Annotated in this window: 23 protein-coding genes; 11 read left to right on the forward strand and 12 right to left on the reverse strand. The window is 72.8% G+C overall.

Annotated features, from left to right (window positions below; translation table 11 throughout):
• Window positions 1–28: 28 nt before the first annotated feature.
• On the reverse strand, window positions 29–493 hold the full coding sequence (locus tag ABFX55_RS14545) for an adenylyltransferase/cytidyltransferase family protein (protein WP_346121259.1): 465 nt from the start codon (window positions 491–493) through the stop codon (window positions 29–31).
• A 94-nt stretch (window positions 494–587) separates the two neighbouring features.
• On the opposite strand from ABFX55_RS14545, the gene ABFX55_RS14550 reads away from it, so the two are divergent.
• Both ABFX55_RS14550 and ABFX55_RS14555 read left to right on the forward strand, forming a co-directional pair.
• The gene (locus ABFX55_RS14550; RefSeq protein WP_183659520.1) at window positions 588–1,316 is read left to right on the forward strand and encodes a DUF1206 domain-containing protein; all 729 of its coding nucleotides are present in this window, start codon (window positions 588–590) and stop codon (window positions 1,314–1,316) included.
• A 98-nt stretch (window positions 1,317–1,414) separates the two neighbouring features.
• Entirely contained in the window at window positions 1,415–1,837 is a 423-nt protein-coding gene (locus ABFX55_RS14555) for an ATP-binding protein (RefSeq protein ID WP_183659522.1), read from the forward strand.
• Here ABFX55_RS14555 and ABFX55_RS14560 read toward each other — a convergent pair.
• Window positions 1,834–2,736: a helix-turn-helix transcriptional regulator gene (locus ABFX55_RS14560; protein WP_346121261.1), complete on the reverse strand. Its 903-nt coding sequence runs from the start codon at window positions 2,734–2,736 to the stop codon at window positions 1,834–1,836. The two genes, ABFX55_RS14555 and ABFX55_RS14560, sit on opposite strands and share 4 nt — an antisense overlap.
• Before the next feature lie 141 nt (window positions 2,737–2,877).
• On the opposite strand from ABFX55_RS14560, the gene ABFX55_RS14565 reads away from it, so the two are divergent.
• Window positions 2,878–3,459, forward strand: coding sequence for a hypothetical protein (locus ABFX55_RS14565; RefSeq protein WP_346121263.1), 582 nt, complete (start codon window positions 2,878–2,880; stop codon window positions 3,457–3,459).
• A 16-nt stretch (window positions 3,460–3,475) separates the two neighbouring features.
• Here the strand turns inward: ABFX55_RS14565 and ABFX55_RS14570 are convergent, their stop codons facing one another.
• The 7 genes from ABFX55_RS14570 to ABFX55_RS14600 form a co-directional block, all read right to left on the reverse strand.
• Window positions 3,476–4,990 carry a class I adenylate-forming enzyme family protein gene (locus ABFX55_RS14570; RefSeq protein ID WP_346121265.1) on the reverse strand — a complete coding sequence of 505 codons (1,515 nt, stop codon included), beginning with the start codon at window positions 4,988–4,990 and terminating at the stop codon, window positions 3,476–3,478.
• Window positions 4,987–6,213 (reverse strand): cytochrome P450 family protein, encoded by a 1,227-nt coding sequence (locus ABFX55_RS14575; RefSeq protein WP_346121267.1) that lies wholly within the window; start codon window positions 6,211–6,213, stop codon window positions 4,987–4,989. The genes ABFX55_RS14570 and ABFX55_RS14575 overlap by 4 nt, the downstream gene beginning before the upstream one ends.
• Before the next feature lie 2 nt (window positions 6,214–6,215).
• A complete protein-coding gene (locus ABFX55_RS14580; protein WP_346121269.1) occupies window positions 6,216–7,307 on the reverse strand; it encodes an NAD(P)/FAD-dependent oxidoreductase in 1,092 nt (363 codons plus the stop codon).
• Window positions 7,304–8,251: a cucumopine synthase-related protein gene (locus ABFX55_RS14585; protein ID WP_346121271.1), complete on the reverse strand. Its 948-nt coding sequence runs from the start codon at window positions 8,249–8,251 to the stop codon at window positions 7,304–7,306. Before ABFX55_RS14585 ends, ABFX55_RS14580 begins: the two co-directional genes overlap by 4 nt.
• 75 nt (window positions 8,252–8,326) lie before the next feature.
• Window positions 8,327–9,595 (reverse strand): M20/M25/M40 family metallo-hydrolase, encoded by a 1,269-nt coding sequence (locus tag ABFX55_RS14590; protein WP_346121273.1) that lies wholly within the window; start codon window positions 9,593–9,595, stop codon window positions 8,327–8,329.
• A 1-nt stretch (window position 9,596) separates the two neighbouring features.
• On the reverse strand, window positions 9,597–11,402 hold the full coding sequence (locus ABFX55_RS14595; protein WP_346121275.1) for a S9 family peptidase: 1,806 nt from the start codon (window positions 11,400–11,402) through the stop codon (window positions 9,597–9,599).
• Window positions 11,403–11,405: 3 nt separating this feature from the next.
• Window positions 11,406–12,479, reverse strand: coding sequence for a C39 family peptidase (locus tag ABFX55_RS14600; RefSeq protein ID WP_346121277.1), 1,074 nt, complete (start codon window positions 12,477–12,479; stop codon window positions 11,406–11,408).
• Window positions 12,480–12,681: 202 nt separating this feature from the next.
• Here ABFX55_RS14600 and ABFX55_RS14605 point away from each other — a divergent pair, with 202 nt between their 5' ends.
• Together ABFX55_RS14605 and ABFX55_RS14610 are read left to right on the forward strand one after the other, a co-directional pair.
• Entirely contained in the window at window positions 12,682–13,353 is a 672-nt protein-coding gene (locus tag ABFX55_RS14605) for a hypothetical protein (protein WP_346121279.1), read from the forward strand.
• Between the two features lie 58 nt (window positions 13,354–13,411).
• Window positions 13,412–14,032, forward strand: coding sequence for a hypothetical protein (locus ABFX55_RS14610; RefSeq protein ID WP_346121281.1), 621 nt, complete (start codon window positions 13,412–13,414; stop codon window positions 14,030–14,032).
• 4 nt (window positions 14,033–14,036) lie between these two features.
• Here ABFX55_RS14610 and ABFX55_RS14615 read toward each other — a convergent pair whose 3' ends face one another.
• Together ABFX55_RS14615 and ABFX55_RS14620 are read right to left on the reverse strand one after the other, a co-directional pair.
• A complete protein-coding gene (locus tag ABFX55_RS14615) occupies window positions 14,037–15,509 on the reverse strand; it encodes a serine/threonine-protein kinase (RefSeq protein WP_346121283.1) in 1,473 nt (490 codons plus the stop codon).
• Window positions 15,510–15,518: 9 nt separating this feature from the next.
• Window positions 15,519–16,202: a GntR family transcriptional regulator gene (locus tag ABFX55_RS14620; RefSeq protein ID WP_346121285.1), complete on the reverse strand. Its 684-nt coding sequence runs from the start codon at window positions 16,200–16,202 to the stop codon at window positions 15,519–15,521.
• A 116-nt stretch (window positions 16,203–16,318) separates the two neighbouring features.
• Between ABFX55_RS14620 and ABFX55_RS14625 the strand changes: the two genes are divergently transcribed.
• The 6 genes from ABFX55_RS14625 to meaB all read left to right on the forward strand — a co-directional run bounded on the left by ABFX55_RS14625 (window position 16,319) and on the right by meaB (window position 24,908).
• Window positions 16,319–18,151, forward strand: a complete 1,833-nt coding sequence (locus ABFX55_RS14625) for a CASTOR/POLLUX-related putative ion channel (protein ID WP_428834767.1) — start codon at window positions 16,319–16,321, stop codon at window positions 18,149–18,151.
• Between the two features lie 157 nt (window positions 18,152–18,308).
• Window positions 18,309–19,247: an S-methyl-5-thioribose-1-phosphate isomerase gene (mtnA, locus tag ABFX55_RS14630; RefSeq protein ID WP_346121289.1), complete on the forward strand. Its 939-nt coding sequence runs from the start codon at window positions 18,309–18,311 to the stop codon at window positions 19,245–19,247.
• 85 nt (window positions 19,248–19,332) lie between these two features.
• On the forward strand, window positions 19,333–20,109 hold the full coding sequence (locus ABFX55_RS14635; protein ID WP_346121291.1) for a peptidoglycan recognition protein family protein: 777 nt from the start codon (window positions 19,333–19,335) through the stop codon (window positions 20,107–20,109).
• Window positions 20,110–20,176: 67 nt separating this feature from the next.
• Complete coding sequence (locus tag ABFX55_RS14640) at window positions 20,177–21,826, forward strand: methylmalonyl-CoA mutase subunit beta (protein WP_346121293.1); 1,650 nt, start codon at window positions 20,177–20,179, stop codon at window positions 21,824–21,826.
• Window positions 21,823–23,952: a methylmalonyl-CoA mutase gene (gene scpA / locus ABFX55_RS14645; RefSeq protein ID WP_346121295.1), complete on the forward strand. Its 2,130-nt coding sequence runs from the start codon at window positions 21,823–21,825 to the stop codon at window positions 23,950–23,952. Before ABFX55_RS14640 ends, scpA begins: the two co-directional genes overlap by 4 nt.
• The gene (gene meaB, locus ABFX55_RS14650) at window positions 23,949–24,908 is read left to right on the forward strand and encodes a methylmalonyl Co-A mutase-associated GTPase MeaB (protein WP_346121297.1); all 960 of its coding nucleotides are present in this window, start codon (window positions 23,949–23,951) and stop codon (window positions 24,906–24,908) included. The genes scpA and meaB overlap by 4 nt, the downstream gene beginning before the upstream one ends.
• On the opposite strand, the gene ABFX55_RS14655 is transcribed toward meaB, so the two are convergent.
• Window positions 24,895–26,925, reverse strand: a complete 2,031-nt coding sequence (locus tag ABFX55_RS14655) for a CehA/McbA family metallohydrolase (protein WP_346121299.1) — start codon at window positions 26,923–26,925, stop codon at window positions 24,895–24,897. The two genes, meaB and ABFX55_RS14655, sit on opposite strands and share 14 nt — an antisense overlap.
• Between the last annotated feature and the right edge of the window lie 41 nt (window positions 26,926–26,966).

Raw genomic sequence — 26,966 nt, forward strand, 5'->3', positions numbered from 1 at the left:
GTCGTCACGAAAGCGCGCTGCATGACGGTCATCCTAGCCCGGCGTTGACGATCCGGGTCGTCGAACGGCCCGGGATCATCTCCAGCTCCCAGCACTGCGCGCCCAGCAGCGCGGCGGCCGCGCACCTGCCGCCCGCGTGCGGGTCACCCGCGGTGTGGGCCAGCGCGCCCGGCCGCATCGGCGCGAGCAGGTCGATGTAGTCCTCGGGGCCGTGCGCCTCAGGCGGGCCGCTGACGATGAAGACCCCCGACACGCAGCGCAGCGCCGCCAGCACCTCCGCCCGCTCGACGGCCGTGTTCAGCGGCCTGCTCGGTCCCTTCCACGCGCGCACGCGCGGATCGTCCTCGACGCCGATCACGAGCGGCAGGCCGCGCTCGGCCACCGAGCTCAGGTAGCGGACATGCCCCACGTGCAGGATGTCGAAGACCCCCGTCACGACCGCCGTTCCCGGCTGTTCGCACGGCTGCACCCAGACGGCCTCCAGGCTGCTCACGCCCAGGTTCCCCTTCCAGTCGCCTCATCCGATCGCAGCGTACTCGGTCGCCCGCGCTGGTTTACGACCCGCCTGCCGGTGCAGAGAGGTCTTCATGATTCTTACCAGGCTGGGGTACGCGGCCAGGGGCGTGCTGTATCTACTGATCGGGATCGTGGCCCTGCAGGTGGCCTTCGGAGAGGGCGGCGAGGCCGACAAGAGCGGCGCGATCCGCATCGTCGCCGCGCAGCCCTTCGGCACCGTGGTGCTGTGGATCATGACCTTGGGGCTGGCGGCGCTGACCGTGTGGCAGACCCGCGAGACCTTCTCCAGCAGGGGCAGGGCGCGCGACAGGATCGAGTCGGGCCTTCGTGCGGCCTTCTACGCGCTGCTCGTCGTCTCCCTGCTCGGCCTGCTGCTGCGCGGCAAGCCGGCCGCCTCCACCGACTCGCAGTCGCAGGACGCCACCAAGGCCCTGCTCGACCTGCCAGGCGGGCAGGTGCTCGTCGCGATCGCCGCCCTCGGGCTGATCGCGCTCGGGGTCCACTGGATCCACGAGGGCTGGACGAAGAAGTTCATGAAGGACATGACAGGCGGCGGCGAGACGGTTCGCAGGCTCGGCCAGGCAGGGTACATCGCGCGCGGCGTCGTCGCCATCGCCGCGGGGATCCTCGTGGGGCAGGCCGCGATCACCTACGACTCCGACAAGGCGGTCGGCATCGACGGCGCGCTCAAGTCGCTCGCCGACACCCCCGCGGGGCCGTGGCTGCTGGTGGCGGTGGCGCTGGGGCTGGTGTTGTTCGCGGCGTACTGCGTGGCGGAGGCGCGATGGCACAGGGTCTGATCTGGTTCCATCGGAAAGGGCATTCCTACCTTTTCGTGACCCCTCCTCCTCCCCTGGTGCCGCGTCCTTAGAAGGTCGCCGGAATCGGGGAGGTCGCCGTGGAGCCGCCGGAATACGACAGTTGGACCCTTCAAGGAGCACCCGACCAGGTCGCCAGGGCCCGCCGCCTGGTGACAGCCGCACTCGGACCCAGCCACCCCCTTCACGACGACAGCGTGCTGCTGACCAGCGAGCTGGCCACCAACGCGGTCGTGCACTCAGCCGCCCGCGACGGCGGGACCTTCACCGTGAGCGTCCTGTCGTCGCAGTCGAGGGTGCGCGTGTGCGTCACCGACGGCGGCTCGGAGGCGCCGCCGTGCGCCTGCCGTACCTCGCTGACCTCGCAGAGCGGGCGGGGCCTGCCGCTGCTGGAGGCGCTCAGCCACCGCTGGGGTTTCACCAGGCAGAACGGGGTGAACACCGTCTGGTTCGAGCTGGTGCTCGTCACCGTGCCCGCCGGGTGGGCGGCGGCGGGCGTCTAGAGGCCGATCCTGCACAGGCCCTCGGCGAGGGCCTTCGTGGTCACCCTGGTGCGGCTGCCGCAGCCCAGCTTGGCGAAGATGTGCTCGAGGTGGGTGGTGACCGTACGGACGCTCAGCACCAGGGCGGCGGCGATCTGAGGGTTGGAGTCGCCCGCCGCCACCCTGGTCAGGACGTCCACCTCCCTGCCCGTCAGCTCGTACGGCAGGCAGCAGGCCCGCTCGGCCACCACCGCCCCCTGCAGCGCGCCGTGCGAGCCGACGCCCGCGCGCAGCACCCGCACCTCCCGCCACCTGCCGTTCCCGTCCTGCCACAGCCCGCGCCTGCTCAGCTCGCGGGAGTCGAGGAAGTCCCTGGCGTAGGCGGCCATGGAGCGGTCCTCGGCCAGCACCTGCGACCTCTCGGCGCCCGCGACGTCGCGCACCGCTCCCGCGCGGTCGAAGGCCACGGCGGCGAACCCCTTCGGCAGCCCCACGGGGTCGATCACGCACCTGGTCAGGTCGGTGACGTGGGCCAGCGTCGGTGAGAGCGCGGCCATGAGCGCCCACGCGTGCGGGGGGAAGACGGCGGCCGACAGGTGCAGCAGCCCCGTGTAGCGGCCCTCGGCCAGCAGCAGCGGCGTGGTCAGCCCCCGCCGCCAGCCGTAGGAGGCCAGCAGCGCCCCCTCCATCGCGTACGGCTCGCGGCCCGCCTCCAGCGGCGGTTCGCTGGGCGCGGGCGCGACCGTCAGCCCGTCGGAGACCAGGCTCGTGTGCCGCCCCGTGACCGGGTCGAAGGCGACGAACTCGTAGGCGTCCAGGGGGATCACCCGGCGCAGGGCGCGCATCGCGCCGTGCGCCCCCTTGCGACCCGCCACCTGGAACCCGACCTCGGCGCAGGCGCTCAACGTGATCTGGTCCACCGCGACATCATCTCGCATCGGCGCGCCGGACCAAGGCCCCCGGCGTCCACGGGTGGAAGAAGATCGACTGGGCCCGATTGCCTCCCGCGCCGGGCTCGTGGCAGGTTGGTGACCCATGAGCCGAGACGCGGCGGACCGCCGGTGAGGAACAGGGTGGCGGGGTGGCTGACCGAGGTGTTCGCCCCCCAGGTACTGGTGATCGCCATGCCGCCGGTGGTCGGGCTGCTCGCCCAGGGCTGGAGGGGCGCGGCATGGGGCCTGCTGGCCTCGGCGCTGTGCGGCGGCGTCCCCGCCACCGTCATCGCGCTGGGCGTGCGCTCGGGACGGCTCGACTCCCGCCACCTGGTCGACAGGGCCCGCCGTACGGGGCCGCTGCTCGCGGCGGTCGGCGCGGTGATCGTCGCGCTGGTCCTGCTGGTCGCGCTCGGCGCGCCCACGCTGCTCGTCGCCACCGTCACCGCGATGCTGGCCGCGCTCGCGGTGACCGTCCCCGTGACCCTGCGATGGAAGATCTCCTTCCACGCCGCGGTGTCGGCGGGGACCGTGGTGGTGCTCGCGCACGTGCTGCCGCCTGTGGCGACCGTCCTGACGGGCGGGGCGCTGGTGGCGCTGGTCTGCTGGGCCCGCGTCCGCCTCGCCCACCACACGGTCGCCCAGGTCGCCGCGGGCGCCCTGGTGGGCGTGGCGACGACCTGGGGAACGCTGGCGGCCTTCGGGATGTAGGAGCCCGGCCGCCCGCTCACGTGACAGCGGCCGTGCGGTCCTCGCGCGCCCCCTCCTCGACCAGCCGGTAGCGGGAGCGCAGCCCCGCCTTGTCGGGCTTGCCGCCGGGCGTGCGGGGCAGCTCGTCGATCAGCCACAGGCGCCGGGGCTCGCACGACGCGCCGAGCTTGCGGCGGACCAGCGCGCGCAGCGCCTCGAGGTCCACCTCGTGGCCGTCCCTGCGCACCACCACGCCGACCAGCACCTGCCCGCTCCCGTCCGGCAGGGCGAAGACGGCCGCGTCCGCCACGGCGGGATGGCCGGTCAGGACGTTCTCGATCGGGCGGGCGTAGACGCCGGGCGCCAGCCGCTCCTCCACCCGGTCGACCAGGAACAGGTAGCCCTCGGCGTCGAGGCGGCCGAGGTCGCCGGTGCGCAGCCAGCCGTCGCGCAGCGCCCTGGCGGTGCGCACAGCGTCGCCCACGTATCCGGTCATGAGCTGCGGCGAGCGCACCCAGACCTCCCCGACCTCGCCCGCGGGCAGGTCGGCGCCGTCCTGGTCGCGCACGCGCAGCTCCACGCCCCGCACCGGCCTTCCCACGGAGGACAGCAGCTCGGGACGCAGGTGGGCGTCGGGCTGCAGGGCGGAGACGAAGCCGCCCTCGGTCAGCCCGTAGCACTGCAGCGCCATGGGGCCGATCGCCTCGATCGCCTCTGCGCTCCTCGCCGCCACGGCAGGCGCCCCGCCGTAGATCACCAGGCGAAGCCCGTCCGCCCCCGAGGCCCTCGCCGTGGCGAGCGCGCCCGCGAGGGCGTAGAGCTCGAACGGCCTGCCGGCCATCATGTGGGTGACGCGCTCCCTGACGGCCACCTCGGCCTCGCGGCCGAGCTGGGAGTCGCTCAGCAGCACGGCGGTGCCGCCCGTGCTCAGCGTCCACAGCGCCATCTGGTTGGGCAGGAAGTGGCCGGGTGGCACCTGGAAGCGCCAGGGCGCGGGGCCGAACATCCACCTGGCCGCGGCCAGCTGGGCCGCCTCGGCGCGCTCGCTGTAGGCGACGGGCTTGCACTCGCCGGTCGTGCCGTTGGTGAACGTCACCGACGACAGCGCGTCTGGCGCTCTCCCCTGCGGCTCGACCAGGCCGCAGTGCGGCGTGCCGAACAGGTCGGCGTCGAGCCGGTACTCGATGGGCAGGTGACAGGCGTCGAGCAGCGCTTCGGCGTCGTCCTGGCGGCACGGCTCGTGCAGCAGGACCGAGCCGCCGAGCGTGCGCAGGGTCTCGGCCGCCACCCGAGTGGGAAGCCCAGGCAGCAGCTTGACGACGGGACAGCCGAGCGCGAGCGTCACGAGCCTGGCGACGGTCGACTCGGGCTGCCTGCCGTACATGACGGCGATCGGGTCGCCCTGCCGCACGCCCCTGGCCTGCAGCGCGGACACCGCGCCCGCCACCATCGCCAGCACGTCGTCGCCGGTCAGGCGGCGAGGCCCGCACACCAGCACCTCGCGCGGTCCCGCCGCACGCACCCCTTGGAGCAGGCTCGGTCCGAGGCTCATCCCGCTCTCCTTCCGAGCAGCACGGGCAGGCTCCTGGTGCTGTTGCCCAGCACCGTGCCGAGGGGCCGCCGGCCCTCGCCCCTGTCGGCGAGCGTCAGGTCGGGGAAGGCCTCGAAGAGCGTGGCCAGCGCCACCTCCGCCTCCAACCTGGCCAGCGGCGCGCCCAGGCAGAAGTGCGGGCCGTGCCCGAAGGACAGGTGGCTGGGCGGGGGAGCGGTCACGTCGAACCGCTCGGCCCGCTCGCCGTACTGGTCGGGGTCGCGGCCCGCAGAGGCGAAGCAGCCCAGCACCGCCTCGCCCTTGCGCAGCGTGACCCCTTCGATCTCGAGATCCCTGACGGCGTAGCGCATCGGGAAGTGCGCGATCGGGGAGTCCCATCGCAGGGTCTCCTCGACCGCGGTGCTCCACGGCCGCTCCCCCGAGCGGACCATGGCGAGCTGGTCGGGATGGGTCAGCAGGACGCGCGCCCCGTTGGTGATGAGGTTGACCGTCGTCACGTGACCCGCGATGAACAGCAGCTCGACGGTGTCGAGGAGTTCGAACTCGGTGAGCCGCTCGCCGTCCTGCTCCCTTGTCACGATCAGATCGGTGATCAGGTCCTCGCCTGGGGTGCGCCGCCGCACCTCGATGACCTCCTCCAGCAGGTCGTACAGCTCGGCGCGTGAGGAGGCGACGTCGTCGGGCCCGTCGCCGACCCTGGCCGCCACGTCGGTGAGCTCGTGGAGCCTGTCGCGCAGCGACTCAGGAACGCCCATCAGCTCGGAGATGACGTCGCGCGGCAGCGGGTAGGCGTACTCGAGCCGCAGGTCGACAGGTCCGGGCGGCAGCGTCGCCAGGTGGTCGACCAGCCCGGCCGCGAGCTCGGCGATCCTGGGCCGCAGCCCCTGCACCCGCCTGGCGGTGAACGACCTGGACAGCGGCGAGCGCAGCCTGAGGTGCTCCTCGCCCTCCGCGTTCAGCATCGACCGGTCCGAGGCGATCTTGCTGATCGCGGTGTTCGGCGGGGCGGCGGCCCTCGCCTCCGGATCCCAGTGGCTGACGTCCCTGGACAGGTCGGGGTGGGCCAGCACGGCCGCCAGCGTGGCGTGCCTGGTGGCCGCCCACGCGCGCACCCCCTCCACCTCGACGGGGACCAGCGCTCCCGCCTCCCGCAGCCGCGCGCTGTCGGCGTGCACGTCATGACTGGCGGGATCGAGCACGAACGCGGTGCGTTCGGTCTCCATGCTCACCTCACCCTCTCCGGCGTGGCCGACAGCGCGGCCGCGTCGAGTCCTGGATCCTTGCCGAGGTAGAGGTCACGGACCAGCTCACCGGCCGCGGGAGCGTTGCACAGGCCGTGCCCGGAGAAGCCCGCCGCGTACAGGAACGCGGGAGGGCCTGGGCGGTGGCCGATGAACGCGGTGCGGTCGGGGCTGGCGTCGCGGACGCCCGTGACCGCCGTGTGCAGCTCCACCCCGGCCATGCTCGGATAGACGGTGGCGAGCCTGGCGGCCACGCGGGCGCGCCAGGCCTGCCGGTCGGCGTCCGGATAGCCCATGCCGATCAGCAGCCGGTCCCCGCGCAGCCTGACCAGCAGGCCGCTGGCGGCGTGCAGCGTGACGGGGATGTCGGGCGCGGTCGGCAGCCTGTCGGTCGTCAGCAGTTCCTGGACGACGGGCTCGGTGAGCGGCAGGTCGACGCCCGCCGAGCGGGTCAGCTCCGCCGACCAGGCGCCCGCGGCGCACACGACGGCCTCCGCCGTGATCACGCCGTCGGCGGTCCGCACCGTGCCGGTCTCCGCGTCGACGGCCGTGACCGGCGTGCCGGTGCGAAGGTCCGCTCCGGCACGCCTGGCCGCCTGCGCGTAACCGTCGACGATCGCGGCGGTGTCGGAGATGTAGGCCTCCGGCGACCAGGCCGCGGCCAGCAGCGGCAGGTCGGCGCCGACGAGCGGGTTGAGCGCCCGTGCCTCGTCGGCGCCGACCAGCTCGACCTCGACCCCCGCGGCCCGCTGCGCGGGCAGGTCGGCCTCGAAGGCCGCAACCTGCTCGCGCTCGGTGAACAGCACCAGGTAACCGACCTGCCGCAGCGGCAGGTCGAGGCCGGGCCGTTCGGGAAAGTCGTGGTAGGCCGCGAGGCTGCGCACGGCCAGCGCCGAGCTCACCGGGTTGCCCGCGAAGTAGGAGCGCACCACGTCTGCCGTGGCCCGCGACGCGCCCGATCCGAGCGCGTCGCGTTCGAGCAGCAGGGTCTCGACCCCCGCCTCCGCGAGGTGGAAGGCGATCGACAGGCCGATCACCCCGCCGCCGACGACCACGACCTGCGCGTCCGCGCTCATGCGGACGCGCTCACGCGGCGCAGGTGGTCGCCCACCTGCCAGGGGAACAGGTGGAGGTTCCACCCGCCCAGGCAGTTGAGATAGAGCGTCATGTGCGCCATGAGCGCGGCGAAGTCGTCCCTGTTGTCGATCCTGTCGATGCAGTCGAGCGTCCTTCTGGTGAAGTACCAGACCTTCTCCAGGCCGCAGTAGGCGAGGAACTCGGCGGGTGTCGAGGTGAGGATGCGGGCCATATGGCGCAGCGACTCCAGCGGCACGTCCTCGTAGGCGGCCCGCACCAGCCCGCCGTAGGCGGCGTAACCCAGCGGACGGGTCTCGCCGTTGACGAACAGCAGGGTGGTCAGGACCGTCTCGTAGCTGCCCGCGCACGAGGGGATGCGACCCTCGTGCAGGTCGACGAGCTCCTGTGGCGCTTCCAGCCAGATCCGCTCGGTCTCGGCGTGCAGATCACCGATCAGCGCGTCGGCCTCGGGATCTGTCACGGTCAGGCGCGGCAGGCTGTGGCCGCTGTTCTCGCCCGCGCGGCGCACCTCGGCGATGACGGGTTTCTTGGTTGTGTACACCGCCTCCCACACCGCCCTTCCGGCCTCCACGAGCGAGTCCACGTCGTCGGGGACGACGCGGCCGATCGGGATGGCCGGCATGGGCTCGGTGAGCTCCCCGTACTTGATGCCGAGGTGCTGAAGGCGGGAGGCGAATATGGTGCCGTCCGGCTCGTAGCGCCTGTCCTCCACCTTGTAGGTGGCTGCCTGGTACAGCAGGCTGTGGACAGGGGCCACATGGTAGAGGTGATGGCCCGCCACGAGGGCGTGCCCCTGAAGGCTGCGGTACGGCATGGCGTCCCACAGGCTCTGCGCCAGAGCGGCGTTGCGGTCATCCAGCTCGGCGGTCACGGCGATGCCCAGTGCGGGCCAGCCGATCTCTACACGTTTTGGAGTAGTCACAGTATGTGATGCTATCACCACATTCCGTATTCAATTGAGCGAGATGTCCGATTTTCCGTGGAGTAGAGGCGCTCGTTACGGATGGGTGAGCAGCCGGGTCAGGACCCTGGTGCCGAACTCCAGGCCCTCCACCGGCACCCGCTCGTCCTTGCCGTGGAACATGCCGAAGTAGTCGAGGTCGGGCCTCAGCATCAGCGGCGCGAAGCCGTACCCCTCGATCCCGATCCTGGCGAACGACTTGGCGTCCGTGCCCCCGCTCATCACGTACGGCACCGGCCTGGCCAGCGGGTCCTCCGCCACCAGCGCCGCGCCGAGCTCGTCGAAGAAGGAGGAGGGGTAGGGCGCGGAGGGGGCGTCCTCGAGGTTGACGAACTCGCGGGTGATCTTCGGGCCGAGCAGCTCGTCGATGGTCGACAGGAACTCCTCCTGCAGGCCGGGCAGGTAACGCCCGTCCACGTGCGCCTCGGCGCTGGAGGGCACGACGTTGACCTTGTAGCCCGCCGACAGCATCGTCGGGTTGGCCGAGTTGCGGATCTGCCCCTTGAACAGGGTGCCGAGCGCGCCGAGCCTGTCGGCCTCGTCGTCGAGCCGCTCCAGGTCGATCGGCTGGCCGGTGATCTCCGACAGGCCGCGCAGGAGCGCGGCGACCGACGGCGTCAGCCGTACCGGCCACTGGTGGGAGGCCACCCGCGACAGCGCGTGCGCCAGCGTGGCGACCGGGTTGTCGACGGCGGGCCTGGAGCCGTGACCCGCCACGCCGTGCGCGGTGAGCTTCATCCACGAGGTGCCGCGCTCGCCCACGGCGATCGGGTAGACGCGGGAGGGGCCCGAGGTGACGCTGAACCCGCCCGACTCGCTGATCGCCTGGGTGACGCCGTCGAACAGGTCGCGGTGCTCGGTGACGGCGTGACGCGAGCCGTAGTCGCCGGTCGCCTCCTCGTCGGCCAGGAAGGCCAGCACCAGGTCGCGCTTGGGCCGCAACCCCCTGGCCCGCATGCCGAGCACGGTGGCGAGGGTCATCGCGCACGAGCCCTTCATGTCGACCGCGCCCCTGCCGTACACGCAGTCGTCGACGATCTCGCCGGAGAAGGGGTGCAGCTCCCACTCGGCGGGATCGGCGGGCACCACGTCGAGGTGGCCGTGGATGAGCAGGGCGTCGGACGAGTCGCCCTCGAACCTGGCCACGACCGTGGTGCGGTGCGGCGCGGACTCGAAGACCTCGGGCTGGAGCCCCGCGTCGGCCAGCAGCGTGGCGACGTACTCGGCGGCAGGCCGCTCGCCCGAGCCCGGGTTGGTGGTGTCGAATCTGATCAGATCGGAGCAGATCTCGGCAACGCTTTTCACATCATCCCCAGAAGATTTTCTCGTAGAAGGCCAATTCGGCTTCGAGGACCGCGACGATAGTCTCCAGCCTTCGCCAGCCGTGCTGCTCGCCGGGAAACGTCAGCAACGCGCACTCTTTGCCGTGTCTGTCCAGCTCGCTGACGAAACGCTCCGCTTGGCCGACGTCGACGATCGCGTCCTCCAGGCCGTGCAGCATCAGGCAGGGGCCCGAGGCCCGGTGGGCGTGCAGCAGCGGCGACCTGTCGAGGTAGCGCCGCCGCGTCTCGGGGAGCGGCCCGACAAGTCCTTCGAGGTAGTGCGACTCGAAGTCGTGCGTCTCCGCGGCCCAGCTCTCCAGGTCGGTGATCGCGTAATGGGCCACCCCGGCGGCGAAGACGTCGCTGGAGGTCAGGGCGGCGACCGTGGTCCAGCCGCCCGCGCTGCCACCCCTGATCGCCAGCCGGGCGGCGTCGGCGGCGCCCGTGGCGACCAGCCCGCGCGCGACCCTGGCGCAGTCCTGCACGTCCACGACGCCCCACTGGTGGCGCAGGCGCTCGCGGTAGGCCCTGCCGTACCCGGTGGAGCCGCCGTAGTTGACCTGGGCGACCCCGATGCCCCTGCTGGTGAAGTAGGCGATCTCGAGGTCGAGCGCCAGCGGGTAGGAGCCGGTCGGCCCGCCGTGCGCGAACATCACGTAGGGCGCGGGCCCCGCCTGCCCCGCGGGCGGCCACACCAGGGCGTGGACGCCCTCGATCGTCACCGCCTCGGGCGTGGGCAGCAGGTGCGCGGGCGGCAGCGTCCTCGGCTCCGACAGCGGGGTGCGCGCGCCGCTGTCCAGATCGACCAGCGTCACCTCGAACGGCGTGTACGGCGAGGCGGACACCCCCGCCACCAGGTCGCCCGCGCACGACAGCGACGCCAGCCACGCCGTCGCCTCGCCGCCCAGGTCTCTGAGCTCTCCGCCCTCCAGCACGCCAAGCCTGCGCCCGCCCGGCGGCCCGTGGACCAGCGCGACGCGAGAGCCGCTCACCGCGAACCACGTCTGGCCGGGCTTCCACGGCGCGTCGCCGAACTCCCGATCCAGCGGGGTGAGGTTGCGCGCGGGCGAGCCGTCGAGCGGCACGAGATGGAGGTTCCACCAGCCGGTCGGGTCGGTGAGCGCGTAGAGCGCTCCGTCGTCGCGCCACTCGGCCTGGATGACCGACTCGGCGGGCCCGCCCGCCACGACCCTGTACGGCCCGGCGCTCCCGGACGGCAGGAGCGGGGCCACGCACAGCTCCGTGCCGTCCCACGGCATGTTGGGATGGTCCCAGCCGATCCAGGCCACCTGGTCGCCGCCGGGGGACAGGCGCGGGTTGACCAGGAAGCGCTGGGCTCCGGCGATCACCCGCACGTCGCCGCCCGACAGCGGGACGGCCACCAGCTCTCTGCGATGGCCGCTCTGACGGACGGCCCAGACCTCCTCGCGCCCTGGCGGCAGGTAGAGGTCGCCGTAGGCGCACTCGCTCTCGGGGGTGAGGGCGCGCGGCCCGTCCGCGCCGAGCAGGTAGACGCGCCGGTCGGACCACTCGGTGAACACCAGGCCGCCGCCCGGCAGCGGGCGCCAGGCCCGCCCGCCGTACTCCACGAGCCTGTTGCGCGCGTTCCACCCCTCGGGCAGCGCGTCGGCGCGCGAGCCGTCGGGGAGCCTGCGCACCACGCACCTGCGCCCGCCCTCGGCGGGGCGCGGCTCGTCCCACCACACCTCGACCCCCGCGGGGGTCTGCACCGCCTCGACCCAGCCGGGCCGCTCGTCCACCCGCGCCACATCGGCCGGTTCAATGCTCATGACTCACCAGTTGCCGTCGGACTCGGGGAGGGGGACCTCCGGAGGGTGCAGGACGTAGACGATCCCTCCGCTTCCTGTGGCCCGCAGCCAGACGTTCTCGAACGCCAGCCTCGGATAGATCCGCCGGACCCCTTCGGTCGCAGGGTCGTTGGCGATCACGTCGCCCTGCGCGGTGAACCCGGCCACGACCATGATGTGACCGGTCGTGGAGTATCCGGCCCCCGGCAGCTCGTGCTCCCTGAACGACTGCGAGGTGATGACGGGGATCCCCGCGGCGACGAAGGACTCCAGCTCCGCCAGGGAGCGCAGGCGCGTCACGAAGCCGGTCAGGCCGTAGCGCCCGGCGTAGGCGACGCCGAAGGGCCAGTTGCCGCAGCCCTGGTAGCTGTGGTCGTAGGTGTCGCGGGCGGCGTGGTCGACGGCGGGGCACGGATCGGCGGGCTCGACCCACGCCAGCTCCGCGGCCGAGGGCCCCCTGCCCCAGAAGCCGAGCACCATCGTCACCGACGAGGGGCTGCACCAGGAACCGCCGCCGCCGTCCCACTGCGGGTAGTGGCCCGCGTGCACGCGCTGCGACAGCGGCGGCACTGCCAGCTCGACGCCGCTCGCCTTGCCGGGAGGCGTGGAGCGCACGGGTCCTGGCGCGGCCGAGGCCATCACGCTGACGGAGCCGACGCTCGCGCCGACGCCGTACAGGGTGATCCTGACCTGGAAGGCGAACAGGGGACGCCTGGCGATCAGGGTGTCGACGGCGACGTCGCCGTCCTCGTCGCCCTGGCCCGGCAGCGACGTGCGGTGGATGTCGGCGCAGGTCTCCGCCCACCTGCCCATGACGTACCAGCGGGTGCGGCGGCCGTCGGCGGTCCTGCCCCGCAGCTCGACCTCAAGCCAGCTGCCCGGCGGCGTGCGCGCCGTCCACGAGGGCACCAGCTCGGCCGCGGGGAAGCCGATCTCGATCTCCTCGCTGGTCCATCTGGTGTAGTCCCAGACGGCCGCGCCATGGCCGAAGGGGTCGTGATAGCCGCGGGAGCCGCGCTCGCCCGGCGTGATCGGCTGGAGGGCGACACGGGATATCACCTGGCCGATTGTGGTGGACGGCCGGACGCAGGCGCATCGGATGGTTTACGTACTCGGTTCTGTCGGAGTCGATCTCTATCGTCGCCGCCATGACGAACGCGGTGCCCTCCACTCCTGCCTCTGAACGCTTACCGCTCCCCACCTCGGGGGGCACGCCCCATCGCACGCGCTTCGCCGCCCGCGTGGCCGTCGAGGCGACCGCGTGAGCGCGTGGGAGTCGGTGCGGGCCGCGCTCGCCACCGACGACGTCAGCCGCCTCGCCGCCTGCGTGGCGGCGCTCGACGACGAGGGCCGCCGCGAGGTGGCCGCCGTGCTGCCCGGCCACATCTCCGCCGCCCGCGCCCAGGCGGAGGCCAGGCTTCAGTCCAGGGAGCGGACCCGCCGCGACTCCGTCGAACGGCGCTCGCAGGAGCGCTGGGCGCAGTTCCAGCAGGAGGCCGACAGGCGAGGCTGGACACAGGAGCGCCGCGACCACGAGTGGGAAGCGCACTGGCAGCCAGGCCGGCGGCTCTGGCACGAGGAGGAGGAGTGGGGCGACGACGTCGCCTGGATGGAGCTCATGCGGGTCGCGGGAGCCGGCACGCTCGGCGGGCCCGCCGCGGTCGTGGCCTGGCTCAACAGGCGCGACCTCGAACCGTGGACCGAGCAGGCCGACGACCTCGACCCCCTGCTGAAGGTGCTGTCCGTCAGGCCGGCCCCGTGGCAGGCCGAGGTCGCAGCCAGGCTGGTCAGGCGCGCCCGCAACGCCCGCAACCGCAACCTGCGCCTGGCGCTGGAGCTGCTGCGCGCCAACGGCGTCCCCCCCACCCGAGCACGACCCCCTTGTCGTCGCCTGGGTCTCGGGCGCTCCGACCGCGCGGGCGCTGCGCGATGACCCCCTGCTTCCCGTCCTGCTGCCGCGCGTCTTCGAGGCCGAGGGCCTGGGCAGGGCGTTGCGGCACGAGAAGGCCGCACCCCTGGCCGCGGGCACCTGGCTGGCCACGCTCCGCGTGCTGGAGAGCGAGGGCACGGTCAGCCGCGAGATGCTGCTCGACGGCTGCCTCCGCCGCTTCCTGCGCGGCGGCACCGCCACCGACCTGCGCTTCTTCGCCCGCCTGCACGACCTGATCGAACCCGCCTACGACGAGGTTGCCGCCCGCGCCCGCGACTACGTGCGCCTGCTGCCCTCGGCGCCGGGCCCTGTCGCCGAGCTGGCGCTCAGGCACCTGCGCCGCCTCGGCGACCTGCCCGAGACCGACGTCGCCGAGGCGCTGGGCGCCCTGCTGTCCCGACCCGAGCGCAAGCTGGCCACGGCGGGGCTGCGGTGGCTGGACGAGGCCGCCGACGAGCTCGACGACCTCGACGCTCTCGCGCCCGCGCTGGGGCTGGCGTTCGCGTGCGGCTCGTGGGACGTGCAGTGCAGGGCGGCCAGGACGGCGGTCAGGCACAGCGACCGCTTCTCTCCCATGGGCGCCGAGGCCGTCCGCGAGGCGCTCCCTCTGCTGCCCGCCTCGGTGGCGGGGTCCGTGGCGGCGGCCTTCGGCGTCCAGACCCTCGCCACGGCGGGCGGCTGAGGCCTCAGCTCCTGCGCAGGTCGCCGCTCTGCTCGACGAGGCCGAGCCCGGGCACGTCGCGCCACAGATAGCGCAGCACGCCGTCGCCGAGCGTCAGCTCGATCGTGCCCGCGACGCAACCGCTGTCCTGCGTGAGCGCGAAGGTCAGCTTGCTCTTCTCGACCTTGGTGAGCCTGATCTCCTCCTCGCAGTCGGCCTGGGCGTCCTTCTCCGTCCACGACGCCGAGGCGGCGCCCGCCCTGATCTCGACGGTGTTCTCGGCTCCGTCGGGGTCCATGGGGTTGGTGGTGGTCGTGTGGCCCGACCACCGGCCGGCGAACGCCGCGGGGATCTTCAGGTCGCCCGCGGGCGGAGAGGAGGCGGAGGCGGCAGAGGTGGCGGTCGCGGTCGGACTCTTCCAGGGCGTCGGGTCCTTCGGGGGCGGCGGCGCGGTGACCGAGCCGGTGGAGCTCGGGGGAGTGGGCCGCTCGTCCTGGCCCGGCCGGAGGCCGGGCAGGTTCGCCACCACCACGGCGCCGGCCGCCAGCGCCGCCACGGCGAGGGCCGAGCCCACCACCAGCGTGCGCCTGCCGCGCCGCGCGCCGCCCCTGGTGGTCATCGCCGCCCGGCCCGGATCGGTGTCGCCGGAGCCGGGGGAGCCCGGGGCGCTCCCGCCCAGGGGAAAGGGCACCGGAAGCACGGGACCCGCCTGCGGGTCCACCAGGGCGACCATCAGCGTGCGCGCCGTGGGCCGCACCGACGGGTCCTTGGCCAGGGCGGCCGCGACCACGTCGCGCAGCCTCGGCGGCAGCGCCGACAGGTCGGGCTCGGCGTGCAGCACCCTGTGCAGCACCGCGGGCACGGTGTCGGCGCCGAAGGGGGCCCTGGCGCTCGCCGCGAACACCATCGTCGCCGCCCACGCGAACACGTCGGAGGCGAACGAGGCAGGCGAGCCGCCGATCTGCTCGGGAGAGAGGTAGGCGGGCGTCCCGACCAGGCCCGAGGTCATCGTGGACGCCCCCTCGGCCCTGGCGATGCCGAAGTCGACCACGCGCGGCCCGTCGGGGCCGAGCAGCACGTTCGACGGCTTGAAGTCGCGGTGCACGACGCCGGCCGCGTGGATGGCGGCAAGGGCGGTGGCCGTGCCCACGAACAGGCGCTCCAGCTCACCCCCTGACAGCGGGCCGCGATCGCGCACCCGCTCGTACAGCGAGGGCCCCTCGATGTACTCGCTGACCACGTACGGCCTGCGCCCCTCGGCCGAGGCGGTCAGCACGGCCGCGGTGCAGAAGGAGGCCACGCTCTCCAGCGCCGACAGCTCGCGCGCCAGCCTGGCGCGGGTCTCGGGGTCGCCGCTGCTCAGCAGCTTGACCGCGACGGGACGGCCCATGCGGTCGTGGGCGAGGTAGACGACGCCCTGACCGCCCTCGCCCAGGCGTCCCGCCAGCCGGAACTCGCCCAGCTCCAGCGGATCGTCAGGGGTGAGGGGGATCAACACATCGCTACATTAGCGAGCCCTGCGCCGGGAATGCGTGGCTTGGATGGGGTCGATGTTCTCCACCGACCAGCCGCGCGCGACGGCCAGTGAGTCCTGCCTGCCGTCGGCGACGTGCCGCAGCGCGTGCTCGGCCGCCCTGCCGGGGTCGCCCGCCGCGATGGCCTCGTACAGCTCGGCGTGCTCCTCGCTCTGCCGTCCAGGGTCGCGGTCGGAGGTGAGCCTGAAGAGCCGGTGCAGGCGCGCGTCCAGCGGACGCATCAGGTCGGCCAGCAGCGCGTTGCCCGAGATGGCCACCAGCTCGTGGTGGAAGTCGGCGTTGGCGGCGGCGATCGCCGCCCTGTCGTCGCGCGCGATCGCCTCACGGGCACGTTCCATGCACGCGCGCAGTCTGGCGAGGCCCTCGGCGTCGGCGCGCTCGGCGGCCAAGCGCGCGGCCAGCGCCTCGAGGCTCTCGCGGACGTCGAACAGGTCGCGCACGTCGCCGGGGGTGAACGGGCTGACCAGCGCGCCCCTGCCGGGCACCAGCACCACCAGGCCCTCGGCGGCCAGCAGGCGCAGGGCCTCTCGCAGCGGGATGCGCGAGACCTCGAGCTCGGCGGCCAGATCGCGCTCGATCAGCCGTTCGCCAGGACGCAGCTCCACCTCGACGATGCGGCGCTTGAGCGTCTCGTAGGCCAGGTTCGCGGTGGTCACGGAACAAGGGTACGGGCGCCCGTCAGAATGATTTTTCGTCACCAGAAAGCACCTGTACCTTTTGCCGTTGGCCGAGGTTCATTCACGGGGAGGTAAGCGTGTCTCTGCGCGAGCGCATGCGTTACTGGTTCGACAACACGATGTCCAGAGGAACCGCCTCGCTCATAGGGTGGCTCGCACTGGTCTCGGTGGGTTTAGTGCTGGTGGTGGCGGGCCTGACCGCCTGGCTGACCGACGAGCCCGAGGGGGCCGGGTTCGGTGAGGTGCTCTGGCTGTCGCTGATGCACGCGATGACCCCGAGCAAGGTCGCCAGCGACAAGGGCAGCACCGCCTTCCTCGCCGTGATGTTCGTCGGCTCGCTGGCCGGCATCTTCATCGTCAGCATCCTGGTCGGCCTGCTGTCCAACGGTCTCAAGCAGAAGATCGACCGGCTGCGCCGGGGCAGGTCGAGGATCGCCGAGACCGGTCACACCGTCGTGCTCGGCTGGTCCGACCAGGTCTTCACCATCATCGGGGAACTGGTGAAGGCGCACGCCAGCCAGCGGGGCTCGGTCATCGCCGTGCTGGCCGACCGCGACAAGCTCGACATGGAGGAGGAGATCAGGGAGCGCATCGGCGACACCGGCAGGACCAGGCTGGTCTGCCGCACGGGACGGCCCACCGAGCCCGGCGACCTGAGGCTGATGAACCTCGACAAGGCGCGCTCCATCGTCGTGCTCTCTCCTGACGGCGAGGACCCCGACGCGCACGTCATCAAGATCCTGCTGGCCCTCGCCAAGCGCGCGGGCGACCACCCGCCCGTCGTCGCCTCGCTCACCTCCAGCCGCAACCTGGCCGCCGCCCGCCTCGCGGGAGGCAGCCAGGTCCACCTCGTCGACTCCGACGACACCGCCTCCAGGCTGATCGTGCAGTCCTCCAGGCAGTCGGGCATGTCCGTGGTCTGCATGGACCTGCTCAACTTCGACGACGGCGAGATCTACCTGCGCTCCGACGCCGCCCTGACGGGCCGCTCGTACGGCGACGCGCTGCACGCCTACCAGACGGCCACCGTCATCGGCCTGCGCAGGGCGGGGGGCGTGGTGCTCAACCCACCCATGGACACCGTCATCACCGCCGAGGACGAGGTCGTCGTCATCGCCCACGACGACTCCCTCATCCACCTCGCCTCGGGACAGGCCTCCTTCTCCGAGAAGAACATCACGGTCGCGCCCGCCACGCCGCTGGAGCCCGAGCGCACGCTGGTCCTCAACTGGAACGCCCGCGCCGAGCACATCGTCCGCTACCTGGACGGCTACGTCGCGCCAGGCTCGATGCTGGAGATCGCGGCGGGCCACCCCAAGGCGGGCACCGGCCTCGACGGCCTGCGCAACCTCACCGTGAACGTCAAGGAGTGCGACACCACCGACAGGTACGCGCTCGAGGCGCTCGGCGTCGGCCTCTACCAGCACGTGATCGTCCTGTCCGACGACAGGTTCAAGCCCCAGCACGCCGACACCCGCACGCTCATGACCCTCCTGCAGCTGCGCGACATGCAGACGGTGGCGGGGGAGCGCTACTCGATCGTCAGCGAGATGCACGACGAGAACAACCGCTCGCTGGCCGAGGTCACCGAGGCCGACGACATCGTCATCAGCGACACCGTGATCGGCCTGCTGCTGGCACAGCTCGCCGAGAACAGGCACCTGGCCGACGTCTTCAGCTACCTGTTCGACTCGCGCGGTTCGGAGATCTACCCCAGGCCCGCCTCGTCCTATGTCACGAAGGACGCTCCCGTCTCCTTCTCCACGGTCATCGAGTCGGCCAGGCGCAGGGGCGAGACGGCGATCGGCTACCGCCTCGCCTCGGGCGTCAACCAGCCGCCGCACTACGGGGTCGTGCTGAACCCGAGCAAGTCGCAGCCCCTGACGCTCGGCGAGGGCGACTCGGTGATCGTGCTGTCCGAGCGCTGACGGCCGGGCGACTCCGGCGTGACCGTCGCAGGACCGCGAGCGCGCTGACCGTCGCGACACGGTGAGCGCGTTGACCGTCGGGGTACTCCGCCCGCGCTGACCGCCGGGGTACTCGGGCGCGCTGACCGTCGCGGGAGGAGGCGGTAGCGTGCGCGGTGTGAGGACGATCGACTGGGTCGACGGAGCCATCGAGCTCGTCGACCAGACGCTGCTGCCGGACGAGCTGGTCATGCTGCGCATCACCACCGTGGACGCGCTCATCGAGGCCATCCAGCGCCTCGCCGTACGGGGGGCTCCCGCCCTGGGGGTGGCGGGGGCGTTCGGCGTCGCGCTGGCCGACGGCGACAGGAAGGCGATCGCGCGCCTGCGCGAGGCCAGGCCCACCGCCGTCAACCTGGCGTGGGGCGTCGACCAGGCCGCCGCGCACGTGGAGGAGGGCAGGCAGGCGGTGCTGGCCAGGGCCGAACGGCTGCGCGACGAGGACATCGCCGCCTGCGTGGCCATGGGCGGGCGCGGCGCCGACCTGATCGAAGGCGACAGGCTGCGCGTCATGACCATCTGCAACACCGGCGCGCTGGCGGCCGTGGAGCGCGGCACGGCGCTGGGCGTCATCCAGACCCTGCACGAGCGCGGCAGGCTGGCCGAGGTGCTGGCGCTGGAGACCAGGCCGCTGCTGCAGGGCGCGCGGCTCACCGCATGGGAGCTGGACAGGATGGGCGCGCCGTACCGGCTGATCGCCGACTCCGCGGGCCCCTCCCTGCTGGCCAGGGGAGGGATCGACGCGGTGCTGATCGGGGCGGACAGGATCGCCGCCAACGGCGACACGGCCAACAAGGTCGGCTCCTACTCCCTCGCGCTGGGCGCGGAGCGCGCGGGCGTGCCGTTCTTCGTGGTCGCCCCCGAGACGACCATCGACCCCTCCACCCCCTCGGGCGAGCACATCGAGATCGAGGACAGGGCGGAGGAGGAGATCGTGAGCGTGCGAGGCGTACGGCTCGCGCCCGAGGGCACCCGAGCCCTGAACCCCGCGTTCGACGTGACGCCCCACGACCTGATCACCGCGATCGTCACCGACCGGCGAGTGTTCCGGCCGTAACCAGACCAATAATCAATAATCCCGGGATCTGTCCGTACACCCCGCGTTACGCTCGGTCGTCACCATCCCCGTCCTGGAGTTCGCCGTGGCCATCGATCTCGTCTCGCGCCGCACCTGGCGTGCCCGTCCCCCCGGCGGCAGCTACACCCAGCTCGACTCCACCAGGGGAGTCAAGGTCCACTACACAGGCGGCAGGGTCGACCCCGCCATCGTGCGCGACCACGCCAAGTGCGTCGCCCTGGTGCAGTCGATCCAGAACTTCCACATGGACGGCAACGGATGGATCGACGTCGGATACTCGTATCTGGCGTGTCCGCATCGCAAGGTGTTCGAGGGGCGGGGGCTGCATCATCTGCCGGCGGCCAACGGCGCGGGCCTCAACTCCGGCCACTACGCGGTGCTCGGGCTGGTCGGCAACGCGGGGCTGACGGTGCCGCCCGACGGCGTGCTGCACGCCGTCCTCGACGCCATCCAGCACCTGCGCGACAAGGGCGGGGCGGGGCGCGAGATCAAGGGGCACCGCGACGGGTTCAACACCGACTGCCCGGGCGACCGCCTCTACGCCTGGATCAGGCGCGGTGCGCCCAGGCCGGGCGGGCAGGAGCCGCCGACGCCGCCGCAGCCGCAGGCCCCGGCCTTCCCCGGCAGGCTGCTGAGGTTCCCTCCCGTGATGCACGGAGAGGACGTCCGCACGTGGCAGAAGCAGATGAAGAAGCGGGGCTGGAACCTCGGCGTCGACGGCGCCTACGGAGCCGACTCGCGCGACGTGTGCCGCAGGTTCCAGCGCAACCAGGGCATCCCCGACGACGGGATCGTGGGTCCCACCACCTGGCGACTGAGCTGGGAGGCGCCGCTGCCCTGAGCAGCCGCCACGCGCGAGACACCCCCCGGAGCAATGTTCTGGTACGGCTCCGCTTACCATCCAAGGCATGAGACTGGCCGCGGACTTCCCGTCGACTACCCGCGACGACTGGCGGGCTCTGGCGCTCGGCGTGCTGCGCAGGTCCGGCGTGGACGCCGACCCCGAGGCCGCGCTGGCCACCGACACCTACGACGGCGTGCGCCTCGCCCCCCTCTACGACGCGGGCGACCTGCCCGAGCTGCGCGGCCCCAGGCCCGCGCACCGGGGCTGGGACGTGCGGCAGCGCCATGCCGTCCCCGACAACGAGGCGGTGCTCGCCGACCTGGAGAACGGCGTCACCTCGCTGTGGCTGGCGCTCGCCCCGCGAGATCTCGAGCGGACGCTGCGCGGGGTCCACCTCGACCTGGCGCCCGTGGTGCTGGAGGCGGGAGAGCGCACCGCGGAGGCCGCCGCCGTGCTGCTCAGGCTCGGCGCCGAGGTCAGGGGCAACCTGGGCGCGGGGCTCGGCGACCACGCCGTGGCGCTGGCCAGGCGGTGCGCGGCCGAGCACGAGGGGCTGAGGGCCATCGTCGTGGACGGCCTGCCCTATCACGACGCCGGCGGCGCCGACGCGCAGGAGCTCGGCTGCACCCTCGCCGTCGGGGTGGCCCACCTGAGGGCGCTGACCGCGGCAGGGCTGTCGGTGGAGCAGGCGCTCGGCCAGCTGGAGTTCCGCTACGCCGCCACCGCCGACCAGTTCGCCACCATCGCCAAGCTGCGCGCGGCGCGGCTGCTGTGGGCGCGGGTGGCGGAGGTCTGCGGGGGAGCCGGCGAGCAGGTGCAGCACGCGGTGACCAGTTCGGCGATGATGACCGCGCGCGACCCGCACGTGAACCTGCTGAGGACCACCCTCGCCTGCTTCGCGGCGGGCGTGGGAGGGGCCGACGCGGTGACGGTCCAGCCCTTCGACGCCGCACTGGGCGCGCCGGACGGCCTCGCGCGGCGGCTGGCCCGCAACACCCAGGCGCTGCTGCTGGAGGAGGCGAGCGTGGGGCAGGTCGCCGATCCCGCGGGCGGCTCCTGGTACGTCGAGCGGCTGACGGCCGAGCTGGCCGAGCGGGCCTGGTCGTGGTTCCAGGAGATCGAGGCGGCGGGCGGCATCCTGGCGGCCTCGGGGCTGGTGTCGGCGCGCATCGCGGCGACGCGGGCCAGGCGCGAGGACGACATCGCCCACCGGCGCCTGCCCATCACGGGCGTGAGCGAGTTCCCCAACACCGGCGAGCGCCCCGTGCGTCCCTCGGCCGGCGGCAGGGTGGAGCGCTACGCCAGGCCGTACGAGGAGCTGCGCGACCTCGCCGACGCCCAGCCCGAACGGCCGGCGGTGTTCCTGGCCACCATCGGGCCGGTCGCCGCGCACACCGCGAGGGCGGCCTTCGCGGCCAACCTCTTCCACGCGGGCGGCCTGCGCACCCTCACCTCGGGCCCCGGCACCGACCCCGAGGCGATCGCGAGCGCCTTCGCCGCGAGCGGCGCGGCCGTGGCCTGTCTGTGCTCCAGCGACCAGCTGTACGCCGAGCACGCCACCGCCGTGGCACAGGCGCTCAGACGCGCGGGAGCGAGAAAGATCTGGCTGGCGGGGAAGGGAACCCACGAGGGCGTCGACGCGCGCCTGTACGCGGGCTGCGACGCGCTGGAAGTCCTCCGCACGACCTTCGACGACCTGGGAGTGGCTCGATGATCCCGGACTTCACGAACATCCCCCTGTCCTCGCCCTCCGCCTCCACGGGCCCTCGGGACGGCGAGCCGTGGGAGACGCCCGAGGGCATCGCGGTCAAGCCGGTCTACACGGCCGCCGACCTCGAAGGTCTCGACTTCCTCGGCACCTACCCGGGGGCGGTGCCGTACCTGCGCGGGCCGTACCCGACGATGTACGTCAACCAGCCGTGGACGATCAGGCAGTACGCGGGCTTCTCCACCGCCGAGGAGTCGAACGCCTTCTACCGGCGCAACCTCGCGGCCGGTCAGAAGGGCCTGTCGGTCGCCTTCGACCTGGCCACGCACCGCGGCTACGACTCCGACCATCCACGCGTGGCGGGCGACGTCGGCATGGCGGGGGTGGCGATCGACTCCATCTACGACATGCGGCAGCTGTTCGACGGCATCCCCCTCGACCGGATGTCGGTGTCGATGACCATGAACGGCGCGGTGCTGCCCATCCTCGCGCTCTACATCGTGGCCGCCGAGGAGCAGGGCGTCTCCTCCGAGCAGCTGACGGGGACCATCCAGAACGACATCCTCAAGGAGTTCATGGTCCGCAACACCTACATCTACCCGCCAGGGCCCTCGATGCGGATCATCTCCGACATCTTCGCCTACACCAGCGAGCACATGCCGAAGTTCAACTCCATCTCGATCTCCGGGTACCACATCCAGGAGGCGGGGGCCACGTGCGACCTGGAGCTGGCCTACACGCTGGCCGACGGCGTGGAGTACCTGCGGGCGGGCGTGAACGCCGGACTCGACCTCGACAGGTTCGCCCCCAGGCTGTCGTTCTTCTGGTGCATCGGGATGAACTTCTTCATGGAGGTCGCCAAGCTGCGCGCCGCCCGCCTGCTGTGGTCGCGGCTGGTGTCGGGGTTCGGCGCGAAGAACCCCAAGTCGCTGTCGCTGCGCACCCACTCGCAGACCTCGGGCTGGTCGCTGACTGCCCAGGACGTCTACAACAACGTCGTGCGCACCTGCGTCGAGGCGATGGCGGCCACCCAGGGCCACACCCAGTCGCTGCACACCAACGCCCTCGACGAGGCGCTGGCGCTGCCCACCGACTTCTCCGCCCGCATCGCCCGCAACACCCAGCTACTGCTGCAGCAGGAGTCGGGCACCACGCGCGTCATCGACCCGTGGGGCGGCTCCTACTACGTCGAGCGCCTCACCCACGACCTGGCAGAGAAGGCGTGGCAGCACATCGAGGAGGTCGAGGCGGCCGGCGGCATGGCCCGCGCGATCGACGCGGGGCTGCCCAAGCTGCGTATCGAGGAGGCCGCCGCCCGCACCCAGGCGCGCATCGACTCGGGCAGGCAGCCGGTCATCGGGGTCAACAAGTACCGGCCGGTCGCCGACGAGCCCATCGAGGTGCTCAAGGTCGACAACAGCGCGGTGCGGGCCCAGCAGCTCGACAAGCTGCGCCGCCTGCGCGCCGACAGGGACCCGCAGGCCGTACGGCAGGCGCTGGAGAACCTCACCAAGGGCGCGGCGGGCGGCGACAACCTCCTCGCGCTCGCCGTGGAGGCGGCCCGCGCCAAGGCCACGGTCGGCGAGATCTCCGACGCGCTGGAGAAGGTGTTCGGCCGGCACGCGGGGCAGATCCGTACCATCTCCGGGGTGTACCGCGAGGAGGCCGGCCCGGTGAAGGGCATCGAGCAGGTACGGCAGGCGTGCGCGGCCTTCGCCGACGCCGAGGGCAGGCGCCCGCGCATCCTGGTGGCCAAGATGGGCCAGGACGGGCACGACCGCGGCCAGAAGGTGATCGCCACCGCCTTCGCCGACCTCGGCTTCGACGTGGACGTCGGCCCGCTGTTCCAGACGCCCGAAGAGGTGGCGCGGCAGGCGGTGGAGGCCGACGTGCACATCGTCGGCGTCTCCTCGCTGGCCGCTGGTCACCTCACGCTCGTTCCCTCGCTGCGCGAGGCGCTGGCCGAGCTGGGCGCGGACGACGTCATGATCGTGGTCGGCGGTGTGATCCCGCCAGGCGACTTCGAGGAGCTGCGCGCGGCGGGCGCCTCCGCGATCTTCCCGCCGGGCACGGTGATCGCCGACGCCGCCCTCGACCTGGTGCGCGAGCTGTCCTCGCGGTTGGGCCATTGAGAGCGCTCGACGACTACGTCAGCGGCGTGAAGTCGGGCTCCCGCGCCTGGATCGCCCGCGCGATCACGCTGGTCGAGTCGACCAGGGCCGACCACGCCGAGCTGGCCCAGCGGCTGCTCGTCGAGCTCACCCCGCTGGCGGGCCAGGCTCGAAGGGCGGGGATCTCGGGCGTGCCGGGGGTGGGCAAGTCCACCTTCATCGACGCGCTCGGCACCCTGCTGACCGATCGCGGCCATCGGGTGGCGGTGCTGGCCGTCGACCCGTCCTCGACGCGCACGGGCGGCAGCATCCTCGGCGACAAGACGCGCATGTCGCGCCTGGCGGCCGACCCGAACGCCTTCATCCGCCCCTCGCCCACCTCAGGCACGCTGGGCGGCGTCGCCAAGGCGACCAGGGAGGCGATGGTCGTCGTCGAGGCCGCAGGCTACGACACCGTGCTCGTCGAGACCGTCGGCGTCGGCCAGTCGGAGATCGCGGTGGCCGACATGGTCGACACCTTCCTGCTGCTCAGCCTGGCCCGCACCGGCGACCAGCTGCAGGGCATCAAGAAGGGCGTGCTGGAGCTCGCCGACGTCATCGCGGTCAACAAGGCCGACGGCGAGTTCGAAGTGGCCGCGAGGAAGGCGGCGAGAGAGCTGGCCGGCGCGCTGCGCATGCTGCGCTCCGAAGGCCCTCCGCCGCCCGTGCTGACCTGCAGCGGGCTGACGGGGGCGGGCATCGAGCAGGTGTGGGCGCAGGTCCTGGCCCACCAGGACAGGATCGACCTGGCCGAGAGGCGCCGCCGCCAGCAGGTGGGATGGACCTGGACGCTGGTGCGCGACCGGCTGCTGGACGAGCTGCGCGGCGACCCCGACGTGGCGGCGATAGCCGGGGAGGTCGAGCGTGAGGTGCTCGACGGCTCCCTCACCCCTTCCCTGGCGGCCGACCGCCTGCTGTCGGCCTTCAAACGCCGCTGAGCCTGGCGCGGTAGACCTCGCGGGCCCGCTCAAGCAGCGCGAGATGGTCGTCGAGCTGGCCGGGGGCGTGCAGGACCGCGTGCCCGCGCACCAGGCCCTCCAGCGCCTCCAGCCATTCCAGGCACCACAGCACGTCCTCGCGCCGCGCCACCCGCCGCCCCTCCACGTCGAGGTGGACCGGGCTGGTCAGCGCATAGGTCAGGCCCGTCATCGACTCGGGCGAAGGCCCGCCCACCGCCTCCGCCAGGACGTAGGTGGCCTCGCCCGGCTCCAGCGAGGCGCTCACCACGGGGCCCTCGGAGACCGCCACGACGCCGTCGGCAGTCCGCAGGCGCAGCTCTTCCACCGCTGCCCCCTCGGTGCGCGCGGTGACCTCCACCCTGGCGCCGCGCCCCAGGTCGAGCACGGCGCCCGGCCCGTGCCCCTCGACCGACAGCTCCAGCCACGGGCCGGTGGTGGCGAAGGTCCTGCCCCGCCGTACGGCCTCGGCGAAGGAGGCGGCGCTCAGCGGGCCGTCCACGCGGGCGTAGACGCGCGCCCACCCGGGCGGGCTGGACTGGCGGTCGAGGCGGGTGAAGGACAGCATCGTGTCCGTCCCCGCGGTGACGGCCAGGCGGTTGCCCGCGCCGAGCAGGCGACGGTAGACGACGGCGGTGGCGGCGATGTCGGCGTGGGTGAGCACGTCGAGGCTGTCGACCAGGCCGAGCGCGGCGTCGGCGACCAGCTCGCGGGCCGCGCAGTTGCGGGCGACGGGGCGCATGAGCCGCTTGGGCGGGTCGCTCTCGGCCACGGGCCGGCCGAAGGGGTGGCTGTAGCCGAGCAGCGCCCCCGACTGGCGCAGCTCGCGCAGCGCCTCGGCGTTGGGCGGCCAGTCGGCCTCGCCCGCGAACCCGGTGTGGAAGCGCTCGGGCGGCTTGGTCTGGCCGAAGGCGTAGACGTGGCCGAGCAGGTCGTTGCGGTACTCCAGGCCCATCCGCGCCACGTGCGTGGCGTCCGACCACGGCAGGTCGGCGCCCATCCACTGCTCGAGCGCGTCGCGGTCGTAGACGCGCGCGCCCGAGACGTTGCCGGCCAGCAGGTTGAGCACGTGCAGGTCCTCGCCGAGCTGGACGGCCGCCGCCTCGGCGGGGCTGGCCACGTGGTCACCTGCCCAGTTCAGGTGGACGTGGAGGTCGCCGCCGTACCAGCCGCGCGCGGCCGCGTCGTAGTGGCGGCGCGGCGTCAGCCGTACGGTGTGCTCCTGGCCGGGGGAGAGCGTGACGGCCGTCAGCGCCTCGCCGTACTCCATGCCCCTGGTGACGGTGACGGTGAGCGTGTCGGCCGGGACGTCGAGGACGAGGTCGTCGCCGTGGAAGTACGGCAGGCCGTGGAAGTCGTGGCGGCGCGGCGTGCCCTCGGGGAACCAGCCCTGCCCGTCGGCGCCGAAGACGCTCCAGCGGCACGGCAGGCCCGCGCTCAGCCTGAGCCTGGCCGAGGGCACGGTCCTGACCAGGCGGCGCAGGCAGACGGGGACGCCGTCGACGGTCAGCTCGCTGTCGGGGCGCACCTCGACCAGCCACGCCCCCGCCGCTCTGAGCTCCCGCCGCCGCCCGCCCGCCTCCACCCTGACGGGACCTTCGCGCCAGGAGTCGACCAGCAGCGACACCGTGGGCGCCTCGCCCAGCGTGGTGCGGGGGGCGCCTTCCAGCCGCACCCCCTCGTCGGTGATCCGCAGCGCGGCCAGCGCGCCGGGCAGCCTGCCCTCCAGCGTGTCGCGCAGCAGCTCGTCGTAGTCGCACTCGCCCAGCCGCGCGCCGAGCTCCATGAGCGACGCACCGGGATGGCGGTCGGCGAGCCTGGTGAAGGCCAGCCCCCAGAACCTCTCCATGAGCTGGGGCGGCAGCACCCCTCGCACGCCGAAGAGCTTGACGTAGTGGATCTCCGGCTCACCCCAGGTGATGCCGTGCCTGTCGAGCAGCCTGCCGTAGTCTCGCAGCGCGCCCGCGACCGTCTCGGGCAGCATCGGATCCTCGCACATGAGCCTCTCCCGCCTCGCGTGCCGACATCCTGGCACGGTAC

The organism is Nonomuraea roseola (assembly GCF_039535395.1).
Lineage (GTDB): Bacteria > Actinomycetota > Actinomycetes > Streptosporangiales > Streptosporangiaceae > Nonomuraea > Nonomuraea roseola.